This window comes from Enterobacter sp. C4G1 (genome assembly GCF_052886895.1).
This window is the reverse complement of sequence record NZ_JBQVVV010000001.1, coordinates 157674-175711: the sequence shown is the minus strand read 5'-3', so window position 1 is coordinate 175711 and position 18038 is coordinate 157674. Positions and strand designations below refer to the sequence as shown.

The following is an 18038-nucleotide window of genomic DNA, read 5'->3' as shown; positions in this document are numbered from 1 at the left end:
TTATTTTCCTTTCGCATTGGACAGGGTGGTTAACACCGCTTCGCGGCTCAATAGCGCAGGCAGCACGTGGCCCTGCGGCAGTCCTGGTCCGTAAATCTGGTTAAACGGCACGGCGGCGCTGCCGCGCGTGGTTAAGAACTGGCTAATGCTGGCGGAGGGGCGGCTCCAGTCTCCGCGCAGGGCGACGATATCCGGTGCTGAAAGCGCGTCCTGTACGTCGTCGCGAAGCAACACGTTGTATTTATTGGCTTTACAGGTCACGCACCAGTCGGCGGTCACGTCGACGAAGACGCGCTTGTTCTCCGCCAGCGCGCGGGCAATAGCCTGTTCGCTAAGCGGCTGCCAGTTCACCCGGTCGCGACGGGGGTTCTCTCCACCGGAGCCGGTCACAAACGCGACAGCACCTGCAGCCACAATGGCTAATGCTCCGGCGCGCAGTGCCGTTTGCCAGCGGTAGCGCCAGGCCGTCGCCAGCAGCAGAAAGATGATCAGTACCACACCCAGCGTGATGACAGGCAGGGTGCCGATGTGCGCGACCAGCAGGCTCAGCAGCCACAGTGACGAGCCGAGCATCATCAGGCCAAGCATGACTCGCACGACATTCATCCAGCGACCGGGGCGCGGCAGCCGTTGCGCCAGCCCCGGCCAGGCGACGACGAATAGCCAGGGCAGGCTCATCCCGATCCCCATCGCCAGGAAAATGCCCCACAGCAGCGGGAGCGGTGCCGCCAGTGCCACCGACACGGCGGTACCAAGAAACGGCGCGGTACACGGCGTCGCCAGCAGGGTGGCAAAAGCGCCTTGCCAGAAATGGCCCGCCAGTCCATTGCCGCCGCGCGTGGCGAGGAAGGTGCTGGCAGAAGAGGTAAGCCGAATCTCAAATAGCCCCAGCAGGCTGGCGCTGAACAGCACCATCACCAGCGCCATCGCAGCGATAAACCACGGATTCTGGAACTGGATGCCCCAGCCGAGCGCCTGGTTGCCTAAGCGTAACACCGTCATCATCAGCGCCAGCGCGAGGAATGAAATGACTATCCCGCATACCGAAGCCAGAAACTGCCTGCGTACCTGACCGCGCGCCTGATGTTCGGTTTGCATCAGCGTGCCCAGCTTCATCGCCAGCATGGGCAGTACGCAGGGCATCACGTTGAGGATTAACCCACCCACCAGCGCCATCAGCAATACCCAGCCTAAGGCGGGGGCTGGCGCAGAGCTGCCTTGCCCGACAGGCAGGCTGGACTCCTGCGCCTGACCGCTATCGGCCAGCACCAGAGACAGGGTTTTGCCGCTGAGATTCGGTGCCGTCTCGCCCCAGCTATCGGACACCGGCACGGTGGCAGTGAGCGTGCCGTCGCGCACGGAGAAGCTCGGCTTGCCGAAATCGATATCGTCCATGCTGTCGATAAATAACGATGGCTGCTGCCAGCCCGCGTCGCGTTGCGCGGTCACCGTCAGCTTGCCGGAGGCGTAGCGAGCGCTAAGCGCAGACGTCAATCCACTGCTGAGTGGCAGCGTGCCCATCGCCCGGTTGAAATCATAATCAAAGCCACCGCCCGTAGAGGTCGTCAAATTCAGTGAGAACGGGTAGTCGGTCAGAATACAGACGTTGCTACAGGTGGACAGAGTCAGCACGCCGCTAAGGCGTTCGGGTACGTTGCCGCGCAGGGTGATGGGGAAACTGACGTCGCCGTGATATCCCTGCGTGGTGATACCCGCCACGTCGAAACGCTCGGGCGTTGGCCAGCGCCAGAGCGCCTCCAGCGGTTGATGCCAGGTTATCGCCGGGGCGATCCCGCCTTCTCCCGGCGATCGCCAGTAGGTCTTCCAGCCTTTCTGTAAGACAACATCCAGCAGCAGGCGGGTTTCGCCGCTGTTTTCAGTTTGGGCACGCAGCCTGACGCTGGCGTGCTGATTATCGGCGGCGCGCAGCCAGCCCGTGTCGGCGGCCTGGCTGAGGGGTAGCCATAGCCAAAGCAGGCAGACCAGCAGCCGCCTGAATACAGTAAACATAAATTTTCTCCGTAAATGATGAATTAACCTGATGTGTCAGGCGAATGCTCATTCACGGAAGACGCATAATCGCAGATGCACCCGCAATCGGGGTGGGGAGATAACACGAGGAGGCCACAGACGCTCGCGGCGCGGTGGAATCGCTGCCAGCAACGCCAGCAGAAGGGTAACGGCGAACAGTGCGCTTTCAAACAGCACAGGCGGCACCGCCATCAGCGATTTTGCGCTGAGTTCACACGGCGTCACCGGCGCGTCGCTGCTCTCCTGGCCCTGCTGAACGGACTGGGCTGAGGTGGTGGCATTTATGACAAGCGCGTGCATCCCGGCCATCCGCTGGGCGGTGCATATCAGCACCACCAGACAGGCCAGGGCTACAAGCAGGATTGCTTTGCGTTGTCGCTTGATCATGTTCGCCTCAAATATTCACGAGGCCTATCTTATAGGGCGCAGGTTTTTTGGCAACGCGAAAGCTGTAAAGAAGTGTCTGGAAGATAAGCAGTTTGCCCTCTCCTGCGGGAGGAGAGGGCGAAGGATTACAACTGTTCGCCGTTGCTGGCGATCACGCCCTGGTACCAGTTAAAGCTCTTTTTACGGGAGCGGGACATGTCGCCGGTGCCGTCGTCGTGTTTGTTCACATAGATAAAGCCGTAGCGTTTGCTGTACTGGCCGGTGGTGAATGATACACAGTCGATGCAGCCCCACGGGGTGTAGCCCATCAGATCAACACCATCGTAAGTGACCGCTTTCATCATCTCTTCCACGTGAGCACGCAGGTAGTCGATACGATAGTCATCGTTGATGCTGCCGTCCTCTTCCACTTTGTCGTATGCACCAAAGCCATTTTCGACGATAAACAGCGGCTTCTGATAACGCTCGTACAGCTCACACAGGGAATAACGCAGACCCACCGGGTCAATCTGCCAGCCCCAGTCGGATGCATTCACGTGTGGGTTCGGCACGCTGCCCTCGAAGCCGGAAATAGCATCACCGGTACCGCCTTCCGCTTTCACGGCGTTGGTCATGTAGTAGCTGAAACCTAAATAATCACAGGTACCGTCACGCAAGATCTGTTCGTCGCCGGCTTCCATTTTGATGGAGAAACCACGGCGTTCCCACTCGTTCAGCACGTAAGACGGGTAGTAACCACGCAACTGCACGTCGGTAAAGACGTAACGTTCGCGCATAGATTCCTGAGCAAACATCACATCTTCTGGTTTGCAGGAGAATGGATAGAGCGCAACCATTGCCAGCATACAGCCGACTTTCATTTCCGGGTTAATACGGCGTGCCGCTTTTACCGCCAGAGCGCTGGCCACGAACTGGTGGTGCAGCACCTGGTACATGGTCTCTTCCGGGTTGTCGTGTTCGGTATAGACCACGCCAGAGCAGCAGTAGCCGAACAGCGGCGCACGCCAGTTACGCTGGTTGTTGATTTCGTTGAAGGTCATCCAGTATTTGACCTTGTTTTTGTAGCGCTCGAAGACCACTTCAGAGAAGCGTACAAAGAAATCCACCACTTTACGGTTGGTCCAGCCGCCGTATTCCTGCACCAGGTGCAGCGGCATTTCGAAGTGGGAGAGGGTGATCACCGGCTCAATGTTGTATTTCAGCAGTTCATCGAACATGTCATCGTAGAACTTCAGCCCTTCTTCATTTGGCTGCGTTTCGTCACCTTTCGGGAAGATGCGGGTCCAGGCGATAGAGGTGCGGAAACATTTGAAGCCCATTTCAGCAAAAAGCTTGATGTCTTCTTTGTAGTGGCCGTGGAAGTCGATGGCTTCGTGGTTTGGGTAGTATTTGCCAGGCTCCACTTGCTGGGTGATTTCGCGCGGTACGCCGTGGGCGCCGCCAGTCAGCACGTCACAAATGCTTGGCCCTTTACCGTCTTTGTTCCAGCCGCCTTCAACCTGGTGCGCCGCAACTGCGCCACCCCATAAAAAATCTTTTGGTAAGGTGAGTTTTTTCATCTTTGCTATTCTCAATTTATGACTTAATGATATCGAGTCTAGCAAAGCGGAATTAAATGTCACGATATAACAATTCTCAGAAAATGTAATTTGTCACATTGAAAAAACAGGGTGTTTTATTCTGTTAGTTTCTTCGCCAGTTTACGCCCCAGTGATTCCAGAATATAGATGACGGGAATTTGCGTTGTAATATCGTAGACGCCCGCAATACGCGTTTGCGGAACATGCCAGGAGAGATTAAAGTCTGCCAGTTTTGCCAGCCGGGAGTGCTCGTGGCTGGTAATCGACAGGACCTTGCAGTGGTGGAGGCTGAACTGGCTGGCGAAGCGCAGGATCTCTTCTGTTTCTCCCGAAACGGAAAGCACGATCGCCAGCGCATTTTTGGCCATATCGTTGGTTACAGGGAAATAAGGGTCATCGATATGATTGCTGAATTTCCCGATATTTGAGAAAAACCGCGCGCCATATTTTGCAAGCGATCCTGATGTGCCAGCGCCGACAAATATAATTCGCTCAGAGGATAATATAATATCAACGGCATCATCTAATAACGCATCGAACTCTTCATTATTAACGCTTTTAAAGAAGCTAATGATTTCGCTGGCACCGAAATTTGCCTGCTGGGGTTCGTTCTGCTCTAAATAGAGTTTAAAGCGCACGCGGAATTCGGAGTAGCCTTCGCAGCTGAGCTTGCGACAAAAGCGCAGAATGGTGGTGGTCGAAACTCCCGCCGCATCCGCCAGTTCACGGATGGTCATGTACATCACTTTGTCACGATTTTTAATGACATAGTTGTAGACCATCATCTCCAGATTGTTGAGACTGGCAACGGCGGAATGGGAGAACATGCTCACAGTGGCTACACTCACTCATCAGACTTTATCTTCAGGGAATAATAACATGCAGCCAAACGACATCACTTTTTTTCAGCGCTTTCAGGATGACATTCTGGCCGGGCGTAAAACCATCACCATCCGTGATGAAAGTGAATCCCATTTTAAAACCGGCGATATCCTGCGCGTTGGGCGCTATGAAGATGACGGCTATTTTTGCACCATCGAAGTAACGGGAACATCGACCGTCACGCTGGATACGCTGACGGAAAAACATGCCGAGCAGGAAAACATGACGGTGGGTACGCTGAGAAGTGTGATCGCCGAAATCTATCCAGGGCAGACCCAGTTTTATGTGATTGATTTTAAATGCGTTTAAGTTAAATAAACACATTTGTTAGCTGAAATGTTTTTGTAACTCTCTGATTGTAAATTGGAAAATTGAGAGTTAACTTTATTTTAGCTAACAGGTGTTCACTGGAATCATTCTCAGTTAGCATAGTCGGGCGATGAATAATCATCTTTTGTTTTCCCGGAGTTACTTATGGTGGGCAAGCCATTAATCGCACAGGGATATTCGCTGGCTGAGGAAATAGCCAACAGCATTAGCCACGGCATTGGCCTGGTATTTGGGATTGTCGGTTTAGTGTTACTGCTGGTGCAGGCGGCGGATACCAACGCCAGCGCCATGGCGATTACCAGCTACAGCCTGTATGGCGGGAGCATGATCCTGCTGTTTCTGGCATCGACGCTGTACCACGCTATTCCGCATCAGCGGGCTAAGATCTGGCTCAAGAAATTTGACCACTGTGCTATCTATCTTCTTATTGCAGGCACCTACACGCCGTTTTTGCTGGTGGGGTTAAACTCTCCGCTGTCGCGTGGCCTGATGATCGTTATCTGGAGCCTGGCGCTGCTGGGTATTCTGTTTAAGCTGACCATTGCGCACCGGTTTAAGGTGTTGTCGCTGGTGACGTATCTGACAATGGGGTGGCTATCACTGATTGTGGTGTATCAGCTGGCAATCAAGCTTGCGGCAGGTGGGGTAACCTTGCTGGCCGTTGGCGGGGTGGTCTATTCGCTGGGCGTGATTTTCTACGTCTGTAAGCGCATTCCCTACAACCATGCTATCTGGCACGGCTTCGTGCTGGGCGGCAGCGTGTGTCACTTCCTGGCGATTTATTTGTATGTGGGGCAGGTGTAGTTTTCTGTCGGGTGGCGGCTCCGCCTTACCCGACCTACGGGTTCTGTAGGCCCGGTAAGCGCAGTGTATGACCGGATACATAGGTGACAGATCAGACCGGGAACATAGGTAACACTTTTAGTCTATCCGGAGCACACTCTGGGTTTTACTGTCGTAGTACGCAAGTGTTATTCCATTAAAGATGATGGCTTCCAGGCCATCATCTTGTTCTTTCAGCATTATGTACTCACCAGTCAGTGCTTCACTCAGGAACACGGTCCCCTTTTTTCCCATATACAGTGTTCCCCTCGATTTCACCCTGTAGACCATGCCTCCTGTCGGATAAACATATTCAGGCACTATGCCATCCCAGTGTCGGCCCGAGGGTTGCCACACCGTTCCGGGCGTTGCACCTGCCAGGGCTTCATGCGGTCTCTCGTGGTTAAACTCTTCCCGGTAGTCACTGAACCACCGCTGTTGTTCTTCCATCGTCATGAAGGTGTTGCCATATTTCACCGCACTTTTCAGGGAGCGGTGCATTCGTTCATGGCGGCCATTCTCTTCCGGGTGTCCCTTTCTGATACGTTCCGGCCTGATGCCCAGCTTGATTAGCCAGACTGCAAGACGGCTTAATCCGGCTATGCCTGTTCCCGCGAAAGGTTGACCGTTATCGGTCCTGAGCACTTCCGGCAGACCATATTCCAGGAATGCATCAGTCAGGCACGCTCTGACAAAGGGCTCACTCTCCCGGTGTGTTCCCCGGCAGCACAGCAGATACCGGCTGTGATTGTCGGTCAGAGTGAAGGGATGGCAGTACTCCCCGCTCAGCAACCTGAATTTGCCTTTAAAATCAGCACTCCAGACCTGATTGTTCTCACTGATGGTGGTCAGCGGCTGGCGATTACCCGGTGTTCTGCGTTTTCTCTTTTTATCCGGAACCAGCCCTTCACGCTTGAGGATATCGCCGATAGTACTGGCGGCAGGTACGGCAAAATCGACATGGTGATTGAGCAACCACATCCGCAGTTTTTTCGGCCCCCAGTCAGGATGTTTCTGACGCAGGGCAGTCAGATGCCCGACGATATCATCAGGAACTGTCCGGGAGTGGGAATGCGGAGCGCGCGACTGGTCAGAGAGGGATGACAGGTCAGAAGGGTCAAAACGTTCAAGCCATTTGTAGCCGGTTTTACGGCTGATACCAAAAAGACGGCAAAGAGCGGAGAAGGAGGCCGTACCTGCATGGCAGGCACGGATAAAATCAAGGCGTTGCATAGGTTGGGTCTCAGTCCAGGGCATAGCGAGTCTCCTCTTCTATGCCAGTTATAACTGTTACCCATGTATCCGGTCTAAAGTGTTACCCATGTTTCCGGTTCATACCGCAGCGCCACCGGGCGATACAGGATCACTCTTCCAGCGAATACGGCAGTGGCTCGATGCTCAGGGTTTTTGCATCGTCACGCACGCGGAACACGCTGTCTGGCTCCATGTCGTTATTCATCACCGCTTGCACCAGCACGCGGCCATCATCCAGCTGTACTGCGGCTAAAACCGTGCCGGTACGGCGCCAGTTTTCACCCATTTTCAGCTCGAGATCTTCACCGGCTTCCGGTACGCGGCTGGCGTGGCCTGCCAGCGTCCATAGAGCACGTTTATTCGCACCGCGGAATTTTGCACGCGCGACCATTTCCTGGCCGGTGTAGCACCCTTTCTTAAAGCTAATGCCCCCCAGCGCCTGTAGGTTGGTGGCCTGCGGGATAAATTGTGCGCTGTTCGCCGCATCAATGATCGGCAGCCCGGCTTCAATGTTGAGTGCCAGCCACTGTTGGCTATTATTCAACTGAGCTTCACCACGCAAGGCATCGGTGACGCGTTCTGCGGTGGCGACGTCGGTCACTAGCAGGAAACGCTCAGTCGGGTGCTCAAACCACAGGATTGAGGTCGCGCCGTCATGCACCAGCTGCGTTTCGGCATCTGGCAGCTCGCTGAACAGATTTTTCAGGGCCGCGCGTGCCTGGAACCCGGCGACGCCAAGCAGGACATGCTCATCGTCAGGTGCGATGGTGACTTTGGAAAAGACCGCGTATTTTTTCAGTTCGGTCAGTTGGGCGTCGCGCAGGCTGCGGCGCTCAATAAGCGCGAACCCGCCCAGGCGGCGGAACAGACGCAGATTGCTCCACATCTTGCCTTTTGGGTCGCAGTGCGCAGCCAGTAAATGCTGGTTTTCAGTCATCTGGCTGACGTCAGCAGTGACCTGACCCTGCAAATATTTTTCGCTGTCGGCGCCGGTCAGTGTCGCCAGCGCCCAGTCATCAAGAGTAATAAGCGTCAGCGGCAGACGCGCAGAGGCGACGGGCTGGCGAGGAGAAAATGGAGTAAAAGCCATAGTGATGTCCTGAATTGCTTAACGCTTTGATAATTCCTAATGGTAAAAGAGACTGTTGTCATTGCAAGCGCTTTCAGCAGACCATTCGTGCCATATCTGACTTCTGCTTAGCGCTACGCAAAACAGTGTAATCCGCTATCTTAATGTGGTTTATTCTGGAACCCTGCTCCGGGTTCGCAATATTCCAGTAAAGAAACGGTCAAAAACACGTTACACTAGCCAGAGTTCCCGGCAGAAATAAAGCATCCCGAACGGGACACCGACTGTGCCAAACGTAATGCAGGAAAAAGAACATGGATATTAACAACAAGGCCCGTATCCACTGGGCTTGCCGTCGCGGAATGCGTGAACTTGATATTTCCATCATGCCTTTCTTCGAATACGAGTACGACAGCTTAAGCGAAGACGATAAGCGTCTGTTTGTTCGCCTGCTTGAATCCGACGATCCTGATTTGTTCAACTGGCTAATGAACCACGGCAAACCCGCCGACACCGAGTTGCAACGGATGGTGCAATTAATTCAAACACGGAATCGGGAACGTGGTCCTGTGGCAATCTGATCTTCGCGTTTCATGGCGCTCGCAGTGGATGTCTTTATTGCTCCACGGGCTGGTTGCGGCATTTGTATTACTGATGCCGTGGCCGCTTAGCTATACCCCTCTCTGGTTGCTGTTATTGTCATTCGTGGTGTTTGACAGCGTGCGTAGCCAGCGCCGTATCAATGCCTGTCAGGGTGAAATCAAACTGATGATGGATTCGCGCCTGCGCTGGCAGGGGAAAGAGTGGGACATTATTGGCACGCCCTGGATGCTCAGTTCCGGCATGATGCTCCGGCTACGTAAGGTGGGCGGTGGGCGTCGCCAGCATTTGTGGCTGGCAGCTGACAGCATGGATGAAGTGGAGTGGCGGGATCTGCGTCGGATGGTGTTGCAACAACCGACGCAGGAATAGGGCGGTTAGCTAAACTTTTCGGCCATTTCGCCCAGAATTTGCTCGCACCAGTTTTGCACACGCTCTTCGCTGAGGTCGTACTGGTTGGTTTCATCCAGCGCCAGCCCGACAAAAAGCTGTCCGTCGGCAATAATCGGTTTTTTGCTGGTGAACTCGTACCCTTCGGTCGGCCAATAACCGATAAACGTAACGCCTTTCAGGGCCAGTTTATCGTGCAACATACCTAGCGCATCCAGGAACCACTCGCCGTAACCTAACTGATCGCCCATCCCGTACATTGCAATGATTTTGCCGTCGAGGTTGACGGTATCAAGCTGATCCCAGATAGCTTCCCAGTCTTCCTGTATCTCGCCAAAATCCCAGGTCGGGATGCCAAGGATCAGCACATCGTACTGCTCCATCAGCGCGACCGCGTCATCTTTCAGGTTGTGCAACGTCACCAGTTCCGGGCCAATGATGTCACGAATTTTTTCTGCCGCCATTTCGGTGTAGCAAGTGCTGGAACCGTAGAACAGACCAATATTCATCGCGTAAATATCTCAATTCTTGCTTTGACTTTGCGCGTAGTGTACCAGAAACCACTGGCAATCAGGCATAATGCGCGGATTGCAGAAACAAAGGGGTTGATGTGGAAAAGGATCTCGCACTCATTGAACAGTTTCTCGATGCGCTGTGGCTTGAGAAAAACCTGGCCGACAACACTATTAGCGCCTATCGACGTGACCTTACCCTGCTGGTGGAGTGGCTGGCGCACCGGGAATTGGGGCTTGAGAACGCGCAAAGCGATGACCTGCAAGGACTGCTGGCCGAACGCATTGACGGGGGCTACAAAGCGACCAGCTCCGCGCGCCTGTTAAGCGCCATGCGGCGGCTTTTTCAGCACCTTTACCGTGAGAAGATCCGTGCCGACGATCCCAGCGCGATGCTGGCCTCCCCTAAACTCCCGCAGCGACTGCCTAAAGATCTGAGCGAAGCACAAGTTGAGAGATTATTACAGTCGCCAGCGGTTGACCTGCCGCTGGAGTTACGCGATAAAGCCATGCTTGAGCTATTGTATGCTACCGGTTTGCGTGTTTCTGAGTTAGTCGGGCTGACGATGAGTGATATCAGCCTGCGTCAGGGGGTTGTGCGTGTGATCGGTAAAGGGAACAAAGAACGGCTGGTGCCGCTGGGAGAAGAGGCGGTCTACTGGCTGGAAACGTATCTGGAGCATGGCCGCCCGTGGTTGTTGAACGGCGTTTCTATTGATGTGCTCTTCCCAAGCCAGCGTGCGCAACAGATGACGCGGCAAACTTTCTGGCATCGCATTAAGCATTACGCCACACTGGCAGGTATCGATAGTGAAAAACTGTCGCCGCACGTTTTGCGTCATGCCTTCGCGACGCATCTGCTAAACCACGGAGCTGATTTACGCGTGGTGCAGATGCTACTTGGGCACAGCGATCTTTCAACGACGCAAATTTATACCCATGTCGCGACGGAACGCCTGCGGCAGCTTCACCAACAGCACCACCCACGCGCGTGAGTGCCGACGAATTGTAATAGGATTGAATATGAAAAAGTCTTTAGCGCTGCTCTCTTTGCTGGCAGCTTCTTTTACCGGTTTTGCTCACGCTGATGATGCCGCAATTAAGCAATCGCTGACCAAGCTTGGCGTAACCAGCAGCGATATCCAGTCTGCGCCAGTCGCCGGCATGAAAACTGTGCTGACCAACAGTGGCGTGCTGTACGTGACCGAAGACGGCAAACACATCATTCAGGGGCCAATGTATGACGTCAGCGGCGGACAGCCGGTGAACGTGACCAACCAGCTACTGATGAAAAACCTGAACGCGCTTGAAAAAGAGATGATCGTGTATAAAGCGGCGCAGGAAAAACACGTTATTACTGTCTTCACCGACATCACCTGTGGCTACTGCCACAAGCTGCATGAAGAGATGAAAGACTACAACGCGTTGGGGATCACTGTGCGTTACCTGGCCTTCCCGCGTGCGGGCGTGCAGAGCCAGCCAGAGCAGGACATGAAGGCTATCTGGTGTGCAAAAGATCGCAATAAAGCGTTTGATGATGCAATGAACGGCAAAGGCGTTACGCCTGCTTCTTGCGACATTGATATCGCGAACCACTACGCGCTGGGCGTGCAGTTTGGTGTGAACGGTACGCCTGCTATCGTGCTGAACAATGGCTACGTTGTGCCTGGTTATCAGGGGCCGAAAGAGATGAAAGAGTTCCTCGACGCGCACCAGAAACAGTTTGGTGGTAACTAATCCGCGTGAAAGCACCCATCCAACTCCGTCGTCGTGAAGTGAATGAGAACGCAGATCTTCCTGCGGATATGTCACCGCTTTTACGTCGGCTTTATGCCAGCCGTGGCGTGTTAAACACCGCCGATCTTGAACGTAGCGTGAAAGGGATGCTGCCCTGGCAGCAACTTAGCGGGGTTGAAACAGCCACCGCGATGCTCTACGACGCCTTCCGTGAAGGGACGCGGATTGTGGTCGTCGGTGATTTTGATGCCGATGGTGCGACCAGTACGGCGCTGAGCGTGCTAAGCCTGCGTGCGCTTGGGTGCGATAACGTCACCTACCTGGTGCCTAACCGCTTTGAAGATGGCTATGGTCTGAGTCCGGAAGTGGTGGATCAGGCCCATGCGCTTGGCGCGCAGATGATCATGACCGTGGATAACGGGATCTCCTCACACGCCGGTGTCGATCGTGCGCATGAACTGAAGATCCCGGTGCTGGTTACCGATCACCATTTGCCGGGTGAAACCCTGCCTGCCGCCGAGGCAATCATTAACCCTAACCTGCGCGACTGTGAATTCCCGTCCAAATCACTGGCCGGTGTGGGTGTGGCGTTTTATCTGATGCTGGCACTGCGCACGCTGCTGCGTGAAAAAGGCTGGTTTGACGCGCGTGGAATTGCGATGCCGAACCTGGCAGAGTATCTCGACCTGGTGGCGCTGGGAACCGTGGCGGACGTTGTGCCGCTCGATACCAATAACCGCATTTTGACCTGGCAGGGGTTAAGCCGTATCCGTGCAGGCAAATGCCGTCCTGGCATTAAAGCACTGCTGGAAATTTCCAACCGTGATCCGCTCAAGCTGGCGGCAAGCGATTTAGGCTTTGCCCTGGGGCCGCGTCTGAACGCCGCCGGAAGGCTGGACGATATGTCCGTCGGCGTTGCGCTGCTGTTGTGCGACAACATCGGCGAAGCGCGGATGCTGGCAAACGAACTGGATGCGCTGAACCAGACCCGTAAAGAGATTGAGCAGGGGATGCAGGCCGAAGCGCTGACCCTGTGCGAAAAGCTGGAACGCAGCGGTGATGCGCTGCCTGGCGGCCTGGCGATGTATCACCCCGAGTGGCATCAGGGCGTGGTGGGTATTCTGGCGTCGCGCATCAAGGAGCGTTTCCATCGTCCGGTGATTGCGTTTGCCCCGGCAGGGGATGGCACGCTAAAAGGCTCGGGCCGTTCGATTCAGGGACTGCACATGCGCGATGCGCTGGAGCGCCTGGATACGCTCTATCCTGGACTGATGATCAAGTTCGGCGGGCACGCGATGGCGGCAGGTTTGTCGCTGGAAGCGGCGAAGTTCGACGAGTTCCAGCGCCTGTTTGGTGAGCTGGTAACGGATTGGATCGACCCGTCTTTGTTGCAGGGTGAAGTGGTTTCCGATGGTGCGTTAACGGCCGCTGAAATGACCATGGAAGTGGCGCAGATGCTGCGCGATGCAGGTCCGTGGGGGCAGATGTTCCCGGAACCGCTGTTCGATGGGCGTTTTCGCCTGCTGCAACAACGTATCGTTGGCGAACGCCATCTTAAGGTGATGGTCGAGCCGTCAGGCGGCGGCCCACTGCTTGACGGGATTGCTTTCAACGTCGACACCGCCATCTGGCCGGACAACGGCGTACGTGAAGTCGAGCTTGCCTACAAGCTGGATATTAACGAGTTTCGCGGTAACCGCTCACTGCAAATCATCATCGACAATATCTGGCCAATTTAGCGTCAGTAATCTCTATAAAAAAGGGCGTGGATTCGGTACAATCCCGCTCTTATCACCGCATTTTGACAAGTCCATAAAAGAAAACAGACCATGTTTGAAATTAATCCGGTAAAAAACCGCATTCAGGACCTCACGGAGCGCTCTGACGTTCTTAGGGGGTATCTTTGACTACGATGCCAAGAAAGAGCGTCTGGAAGAAGTAAACGCCGAGCTGGAACAGCCGGACGTCTGGAACGAACCTGAACGCGCTCAGGCGCTGGGTAAAGAGCGTTCCTCTCTCGAAGCCATCGTTGATACGCTGGATCAAATGGCGCAGGGTCTGGAAGATGTTTCTGGTCTGCTGGAGCTTGCTGTCGAAGCTGAAGACGAAGAAACCTTTAACGAAGCCGTTGCAGAGCTCGACGTTCTGGAAGAGAAGCTGGCGCAGCTGGAATTCCGCCGCATGTTCTCCGGCGAATATGACAGCGCCGACTGCTATCTCGATATTCAGGCCGGTTCTGGCGGTACAGAAGCGCAGGACTGGGCCAGTATGCTGGCGCGTATGTATTTGCGTTGGGCAGAAGCACGCGGTTTCAAAACCGAAATCATCGAAGAATCTGAAGGTGAAGTCGCGGGTCTGAAATCCATCACCATTAAGATTATTGGTGATTACGCCTACGGCTGGCTGCGCACTGAAACCGGCGTTCACCGTCTGGTACGTAAGAGCCCGTTCGATTCCGGCGGCCGCCGTCATACCTCCTTCAGCTCCGCGTTTGTTTACCCGGAAGTGAAAGACGATATCGATATCGAAATCAACCCGGCCGACCTGCGAATCGACGTTTACCGCGCATCCGGTGCGGGTGGTCAGCACGTTAACCGTACGGAATCGGCGGTGCGTATTACCCACCTTCCAACCAACACGGTTACGCAGTGCCAGAACGACCGTTCCCAGCATAAGAACAAAGACCAGGCCATGAAGCAGATGAAAGCGAAGCTTTATGAACTGGAGATGCAAAAGAAAAATGCTGAGAAACAGGCGATGGAAGACAACAAGTCTGACATCGGTTGGGGCAGCCAGATTCGTTCTTACGTCCTTGATGACTCCCGCATCAAAGACCTGCGTACCGGGGTTGAAACCCGTAACACGCAGGCGGTGCTGGATGGCAGCCTGGACCAATTTATCGAAGCAAGTTTGAAAGCAGGGTTATGAGGAACCAACATGTCTGAACAACAAGCACAGGGCGCTGACGCGGTAGTCGATCTTAATAACGAACTGAAAACCCGCCGCGAGAAGCTGGCAGCACTGCGTGAGCAGGGCGTGCCGTTCCCGAACGATTTTCGTCGTGACCACACCTCAGACCAACTGCACGCTGACTTCGACGGCAAAGAAAACGAAGAGCTGGAAGCGCTGAACGTAGAAGTGTCTGTGGCTGGCCGTATGATGACGCGTCGTATCATGGGTAAAGCCTCTTTCGTGACCTTACAGGACGTTGGCGGTCGTATTCAGCTGTACGTTTCCCGTGACGACCTGCCAGAAGGCATCTACAACGAGCAGTTCAAGAAGTGGGACCTGGGCGATATCCTGGGCGCGAAAGGCAAGCTGTTCAAAACCAAGACCGGTGAGCTGTCTATCCACTGTACCGAGCTGCGTCTGCTGACCAAAGCACTGCGCCCACTGCCGGATAAATTCCACGGTTTGCAGGATCAGGAAGCGCGCTATCGTCAGCGTTACTTGGATCTCATCTCTAACGATGAATCCCGCAAGACCTTCAAAATCCGCTCCCAGATCATGGCCGGTATTCGTCAGTTCATGGTTAACCGTGACTTTATGGAAGTGGAAACCCCAATGATGCAGGTGATCCCAGGCGGCGCGTCTGCACGTCCGTTCATCACGCATCACAACGCCCTGGACCTGGACATGTATCTGCGTATCGCGCCGGAACTGTACCTGAAGCGTCTGGTGGTAGGTGGTTTCGACCGCGTGTTCGAAATTAACCGTAACTTCCGTAACGAAGGTATCTCCGTTCGCCATAACCCAGAGTTCACCATGATGGAACTCTATATGGCTTACGCAGATTACAAAGACCTGATCGAACTGACCGAATCCCTGTTCCGTACCCTGGCGCAGGACATTCTGGGCAAAACCGAAGTGCCTTACGGTGACGAGGTGTTCGACTTTGGTAAGCCGTTCGTTAAGCTGACCATGCGCGAAGCTATCAAGAAATACCGTCCAGAAACTGAGATGGCTGACCTGGATAACTTCGACTCTGCGAAAGCGATTGCAGAAAGCATCGGTATCAAGGTTGAGAAGAGCTGGGGTCTGGGCCGTATCGTGACCGAGATCTTCGAAGAAGTGGCCGAAGCGCACCTGATTCAGCCTACCTTCATCACCGAATACCCTGCTGAAGTGTCTCCGCTGGCGCGTCGTAATGACGAGAACCCGGAAATCACTGACCGCTTCGAATTCTTCATCGGTGGCCGTGAAATCGGCAACGGCTTTAGCGAGCTGAACGATGCGGAAGATCAGGCGCAGCGCTTCCAGGATCAGGTTGATGCGAAAGCGGCTGGCGACGACGAAGCTATGTTCTTCGACGAAGACTACGTGACTGCACTGGAACACGGCCTGCCGCCAACCGCGGGCCTGGGCATTGGTATCGACCGTATGGTAATGCTGTTCACTAACAGCCACACCATCCGTGACGTGATCCTCTTCCCGGCGATGCGTCCGGTGAAATAAGCCGTCAGGACGTAAAAAAAGCCCCGTGCGATTATCGCCGGGGCTTTTTTATTGTGTGGCGAAAGCACGGAGCGCGTCGCGTGCGACGGTGGCTTCCATCACCATCCACGGGCTAAATGCCCAAGGCGTTGCGTCCAGCGCACGGAATAACGCTTCCAGCGCGACCCACTGGTATTCCATCACTTCGTCATGGTTGATGGTGACGTCGGCAGTGACGCGTGCGGCATAAACCGGGCAGATCTCGTTTTCGACAATCCCGGAAGGATCGACTTCACGATAGCGAAATTCAGGCGCGACGGCGGTAATGTCAGTAATCTCTGCGCCCACTTCAAATCGGCAGCGGCGGATAATGGCCTGTTCAATCTCTTCACCGGATTGAGGGTGGCCGCACACGGAGTTGGTCCAGACGCCAGGCCAGGCTTTTTTGCTCATGGTGCGCCGTGTCACCAGACATTCGCCTTTTGCGTTAAACAGCCAGGATGAGAAGGCCAGATGCAGCGGGGTATGCGACGTGTGTGCGGCGTATTTCTCCTGAGTGCCAATTACCGTTCCCTGGTCATTTACTAAAATGACGTGTTCTTGAATGCTCATTATTGCTCCAGTACAAAGACCGCAGGTTAGGGCTGCGCACCACCACCTGCGGCTTTATTATACGGCATTCTTATACGAACAGTTTGGCCCACAGAGCTGAAAAGGGCATAACCAGTATCAGACCGGGCAACATATTTGCTACCGGGAATGCCTTAATGTTGCAAATGCGAAGACCGGTCGCCACCATTATAAGCCCTCCCGCACAGGAGAAATCGGCCATCATATCAGGCGTAATCAGATGCAGGATAAACACTGCGAGCGTGGCCAGTGCGACCTGCACAGCGATAAGCGGAATTCCGATGGTCATCACCGAGAAGCCGAGCATGGTCGCGAAGATAGCCGCGGTAAAGAGATCCAGCACCGTTTTGATGTAGAGAATAGACGGATCGCCGGTCATACCTTCATGCATCGCACCAAAAATCCCCGTTCCGCTGGCGCAGAACAGCACCAGAATGGCGACAAACTTTTCCGTAAATTCGTCATGCGATAACCCCTGAACCGGCGGGAAAATGCGGTTGATCAGCCCGCGCGTGGTTCCCGCCGCTTTGCCAATCTGCTTTTCCAGGAAGAAGAGTTCACCAATCACCGCGCCCAGCACCATGGCCAGAACCACGGCGGGCATAAATTTCACTTTGATTACCAGGTTGATGCCCAGACCCACCGAGCAGAGGCCAAACGTTAATGGCAGCGCGGTTTTCACCCGGTCAGGGATGCGTGTCCCGACCAGAGAACCCGCGAAGCCACCCAGAATGACGGCCGCGCCATTCACATAAGGACCAATTAACATGATGTTTTCCTAAGTATTATTCTGTGTAGAGCAGGTTGCCTTCGCCCCAGCGCGGGATGTTTTTCACGTCCAGACCGAAGAGGTCCAGTGCGCGGCTGACGCTGTGTTGAATGATCTCATCTGCACTCTGCGGCCGCTGATAAAGCGCTGGAACTGGCGGGAAGATAATCCCGCCCATTTCCGTTACCGCGGCCATGTTGCGGATATGCCCAAGATTCAACGGCGTTTCGCGGGCCAGCAGTACCAGATGACGCCGCTCTTTCAGCACCACATCGGCAGCGCGTGTCAGCAGATTGTCCGTCAGACAGTGAGCCACTGCGCCAAGCGTGCGCATGGAGCAAGGGGCAACCAGCATTCCCAAAGTTTTAAACGAACCACTGGATATCGATGCCCCCAGATTGCTAATGGGATGAACGACATCCGCCAGCGCCATCACCTTATCGAGCTGATAGTCGGTTTCCAGTTCGCAGGTGCGCTCCGCCCCTCTGGACACCACCAGATGCACTTCCAGATCCAAGGGTTTCAGTAGTTCAAGCGCTTTAACGCCGTACTGGAATCCCGATGCACCGCTGATCCCGATGATGATACGTTGCGTGGTCACGTTAATTCCT

General features: G+C 54.6%; 19 protein-coding genes. 9 read left to right on the top strand and 10 right to left on the bottom strand.

The window, feature by feature from the left end:
• The 4 genes from ACT9TW_RS00830 to ACT9TW_RS00815 form a co-directional block, all read right to left on the bottom strand.
• The gene (locus tag ACT9TW_RS00830; RefSeq protein ID WP_446491441.1) at positions 1–2010 is read right to left on the bottom strand and encodes a protein-disulfide reductase DsbD family protein; all 2010 of its coding nucleotides are present in this window, start codon (positions 2008–2010) and stop codon (positions 1–3) included.
• A 48-nt stretch (positions 2011–2058) separates the two neighbouring features.
• Positions 2059–2418, bottom strand: coding sequence for a copper resistance protein (locus ACT9TW_RS00825; RefSeq protein ID WP_446491440.1), 360 nt, complete (start codon positions 2416–2418; stop codon positions 2059–2061).
• A gap of 125 nt (positions 2419–2543) precedes the next feature.
• On the bottom strand, positions 2544–3977 hold the full coding sequence (locus ACT9TW_RS00820) for a 6-phospho-beta-glucosidase (protein ID WP_446491439.1): 1434 nt from the start codon (positions 3975–3977) through the stop codon (positions 2544–2546).
• A 116-nt stretch (positions 3978–4093) separates the two neighbouring features.
• Entirely contained in the window at positions 4094–4825 is a 732-nt protein-coding gene (locus tag ACT9TW_RS00815) for a MurR/RpiR family transcriptional regulator (protein WP_014071659.1), read from the bottom strand.
• A gap of 52 nt (positions 4826–4877) precedes the next feature.
• Here ACT9TW_RS00815 and yqfB point away from each other — a divergent pair, with 52 nt between their 5' ends.
• Positions 4878–5189 carry a N(4)-acetylcytidine aminohydrolase gene (gene yqfB, locus ACT9TW_RS00810; protein WP_182062341.1) on the top strand — a complete coding sequence of 104 codons (312 nt, stop codon included), beginning with the start codon at positions 4878–4880 and terminating at the stop codon, positions 5187–5189.
• Positions 5190–5354: 165 nt separating this feature from the next.
• Positions 5355–6014: a PAQR family membrane homeostasis protein TrhA gene (trhA, locus tag ACT9TW_RS00805; RefSeq protein WP_446491438.1), complete on the top strand. Its 660-nt coding sequence runs from the start codon at positions 5355–5357 to the stop codon at positions 6012–6014.
• A 117-nt stretch (positions 6015–6131) separates the two neighbouring features.
• Here trhA and ACT9TW_RS00800 read toward each other — a convergent pair whose 3' ends face one another.
• Together ACT9TW_RS00800 and ygfZ are read right to left on the bottom strand one after the other, a co-directional pair.
• Entirely contained in the window at positions 6132–7289 is a 1158-nt protein-coding gene (locus ACT9TW_RS00800; protein WP_446491437.1) for a DDE-type integrase/transposase/recombinase, read from the bottom strand.
• Between the two features lie 106 nt (positions 7290–7395).
• Positions 7396–8376: a tRNA-modifying protein YgfZ gene (ygfZ, locus tag ACT9TW_RS00795; protein WP_182062339.1), complete on the bottom strand. Its 981-nt coding sequence runs from the start codon at positions 8374–8376 to the stop codon at positions 7396–7398.
• A 293-nt stretch (positions 8377–8669) separates the two neighbouring features.
• Here ygfZ and sdhE point away from each other — a divergent pair, with 293 nt between their 5' ends.
• Both sdhE and ACT9TW_RS00785 read left to right on the top strand, forming a co-directional pair.
• Positions 8670–8936 (top strand): FAD assembly factor SdhE, encoded by a 267-nt coding sequence (gene sdhE / locus ACT9TW_RS00790; RefSeq protein ID WP_014071654.1) that lies wholly within the window; start codon positions 8670–8672, stop codon positions 8934–8936.
• Entirely contained in the window at positions 8917–9327 is a 411-nt protein-coding gene (locus ACT9TW_RS00785) for a protein YgfX (RefSeq protein ID WP_182062338.1), read from the top strand. The genes sdhE and ACT9TW_RS00785 overlap by 20 nt, the downstream gene beginning before the upstream one ends.
• 5 nt (positions 9328–9332) lie before the next feature.
• Here the strand turns inward: ACT9TW_RS00785 and fldB are convergent, their stop codons facing one another.
• Entirely contained in the window at positions 9333–9854 is a 522-nt protein-coding gene (fldB, locus tag ACT9TW_RS00780; protein ID WP_166717545.1) for a flavodoxin FldB, read from the bottom strand.
• 101 nt (positions 9855–9955) lie between these two features.
• Here fldB and xerD point away from each other — a divergent pair, with 101 nt between their 5' ends.
• From xerD to lysS, 5 genes are all read left to right on the top strand, one after another.
• Positions 9956–10852, top strand: a complete 897-nt coding sequence (gene xerD / locus ACT9TW_RS00775; protein ID WP_446491436.1) for a site-specific tyrosine recombinase XerD — start codon at positions 9956–9958, stop codon at positions 10850–10852.
• A 28-nt stretch (positions 10853–10880) separates the two neighbouring features.
• Positions 10881–11594 carry a bifunctional protein-disulfide isomerase/oxidoreductase DsbC gene (gene dsbC, locus ACT9TW_RS00770; RefSeq protein ID WP_182062335.1) on the top strand — a complete coding sequence of 238 codons (714 nt, stop codon included), beginning with the start codon at positions 10881–10883 and terminating at the stop codon, positions 11592–11594.
• A gap of 5 nt (positions 11595–11599) precedes the next feature.
• Positions 11600–13333: a single-stranded-DNA-specific exonuclease RecJ gene (gene recJ, locus ACT9TW_RS00765; protein ID WP_446491435.1), complete on the top strand. Its 1734-nt coding sequence runs from the start codon at positions 11600–11602 to the stop codon at positions 13331–13333.
• Positions 13334–13423: 90 nt separating this feature from the next.
• A protein-coding gene (gene prfB / locus ACT9TW_RS00760) for a peptide chain release factor 2 (RefSeq protein ID WP_119936139.1) occupies positions 13424–14522 on the top strand; the annotation gives its coding sequence in 2 pieces (ribosomal slippage) (positions 13424–13498 and positions 13500–14522; 1098 coding nt in all).
• Between the two features lie 9 nt (positions 14523–14531).
• Positions 14532–16049, top strand: a complete 1518-nt coding sequence (lysS, locus tag ACT9TW_RS00755) for a lysine--tRNA ligase (protein WP_182062332.1) — start codon at positions 14532–14534, stop codon at positions 16047–16049.
• A gap of 48 nt (positions 16050–16097) precedes the next feature.
• Here the strand turns inward: lysS and idi are convergent, their stop codons facing one another.
• The 3 genes from idi to ACT9TW_RS00740 all read right to left on the bottom strand — a co-directional run bounded on the left by idi (position 16098) and on the right by ACT9TW_RS00740 (position 18028).
• Positions 16098–16640, bottom strand: a complete 543-nt coding sequence (gene idi, locus ACT9TW_RS00750) for an isopentenyl-diphosphate Delta-isomerase (RefSeq protein ID WP_446491434.1) — start codon at positions 16638–16640, stop codon at positions 16098–16100.
• A 70-nt stretch (positions 16641–16710) separates the two neighbouring features.
• Positions 16711–17427: a DUF554 domain-containing protein gene (locus ACT9TW_RS00745; RefSeq protein ID WP_014071645.1), complete on the bottom strand. Its 717-nt coding sequence runs from the start codon at positions 17425–17427 to the stop codon at positions 16711–16713.
• Between the two features lie 16 nt (positions 17428–17443).
• Entirely contained in the window at positions 17444–18028 is a 585-nt protein-coding gene (locus ACT9TW_RS00740; RefSeq protein WP_446491433.1) for a UbiX family flavin prenyltransferase, read from the bottom strand.
• Between the last annotated feature and the right edge of the window lie 10 nt (positions 18029–18038).

Excerpts from the sequence above, each read along its gene's own strand:
- ACT9TW_RS00830 (WP_446491441.1), bottom strand. The coding sequence starts at position 2,010 with ATGTTTACTGTATTCAGGCGGCTGCTGGTCTGCCTGCTTTGGCTATGG.
- ACT9TW_RS00825 (WP_446491440.1), bottom strand. The coding sequence starts at position 2,418 with ATGATCAAGCGACAACGCAAAGCAATCCTGCTTGTAGCCCTGGCCTGT.
- ACT9TW_RS00820 (WP_446491439.1), bottom strand. The coding sequence starts at position 3,977 with ATGAAAAAACTCACCTTACCAAAAGATTTTTTATGGGGTGGCGCAGTT.
- ACT9TW_RS00815 (WP_014071659.1), bottom strand. The coding sequence starts at position 4,825 with ATGTTCTCCCATTCCGCCGTTGCCAGTCTCAACAATCTGGAGATGATG.
- yqfB (WP_182062341.1), top strand. The coding sequence starts at position 4,878 with ATGCAGCCAAACGACATCACTTTTTTTCAGCGCTTTCAGGATGACATT.
- trhA (WP_446491438.1), top strand. The coding sequence starts at position 5,355 with ATGGTGGGCAAGCCATTAATCGCACAGGGATATTCGCTGGCTGAGGAA.
- ACT9TW_RS00800 (WP_446491437.1), bottom strand. The coding sequence starts at position 7,289 with ATGCCCTGGACTGAGACCCAACCTATGCAACGCCTTGATTTTATCCGT.
- ygfZ (WP_182062339.1), bottom strand. The coding sequence starts at position 8,376 with ATGGCTTTTACTCCATTTTCTCCTCGCCAGCCCGTCGCCTCTGCGCGT.
- sdhE (WP_014071654.1), top strand. The coding sequence starts at position 8,670 with ATGGATATTAACAACAAGGCCCGTATCCACTGGGCTTGCCGTCGCGGA.
- fldB (WP_166717545.1), bottom strand. The coding sequence starts at position 9,854 with ATGAATATTGGTCTGTTCTACGGTTCCAGCACTTGCTACACCGAAATG.
- dsbC (WP_182062335.1), top strand. The coding sequence starts at position 10,881 with ATGAAAAAGTCTTTAGCGCTGCTCTCTTTGCTGGCAGCTTCTTTTACC.
- lysS (WP_182062332.1), top strand. The coding sequence starts at position 14,532 with ATGTCTGAACAACAAGCACAGGGCGCTGACGCGGTAGTCGATCTTAAT.
- idi (WP_446491434.1), bottom strand. The coding sequence starts at position 16,640 with ATGAGCATTCAAGAACACGTCATTTTAGTAAATGACCAGGGAACGGTA.
- ACT9TW_RS00745 (WP_014071645.1), bottom strand. The coding sequence starts at position 17,427 with ATGTTAATTGGTCCTTATGTGAATGGCGCGGCCGTCATTCTGGGTGGC.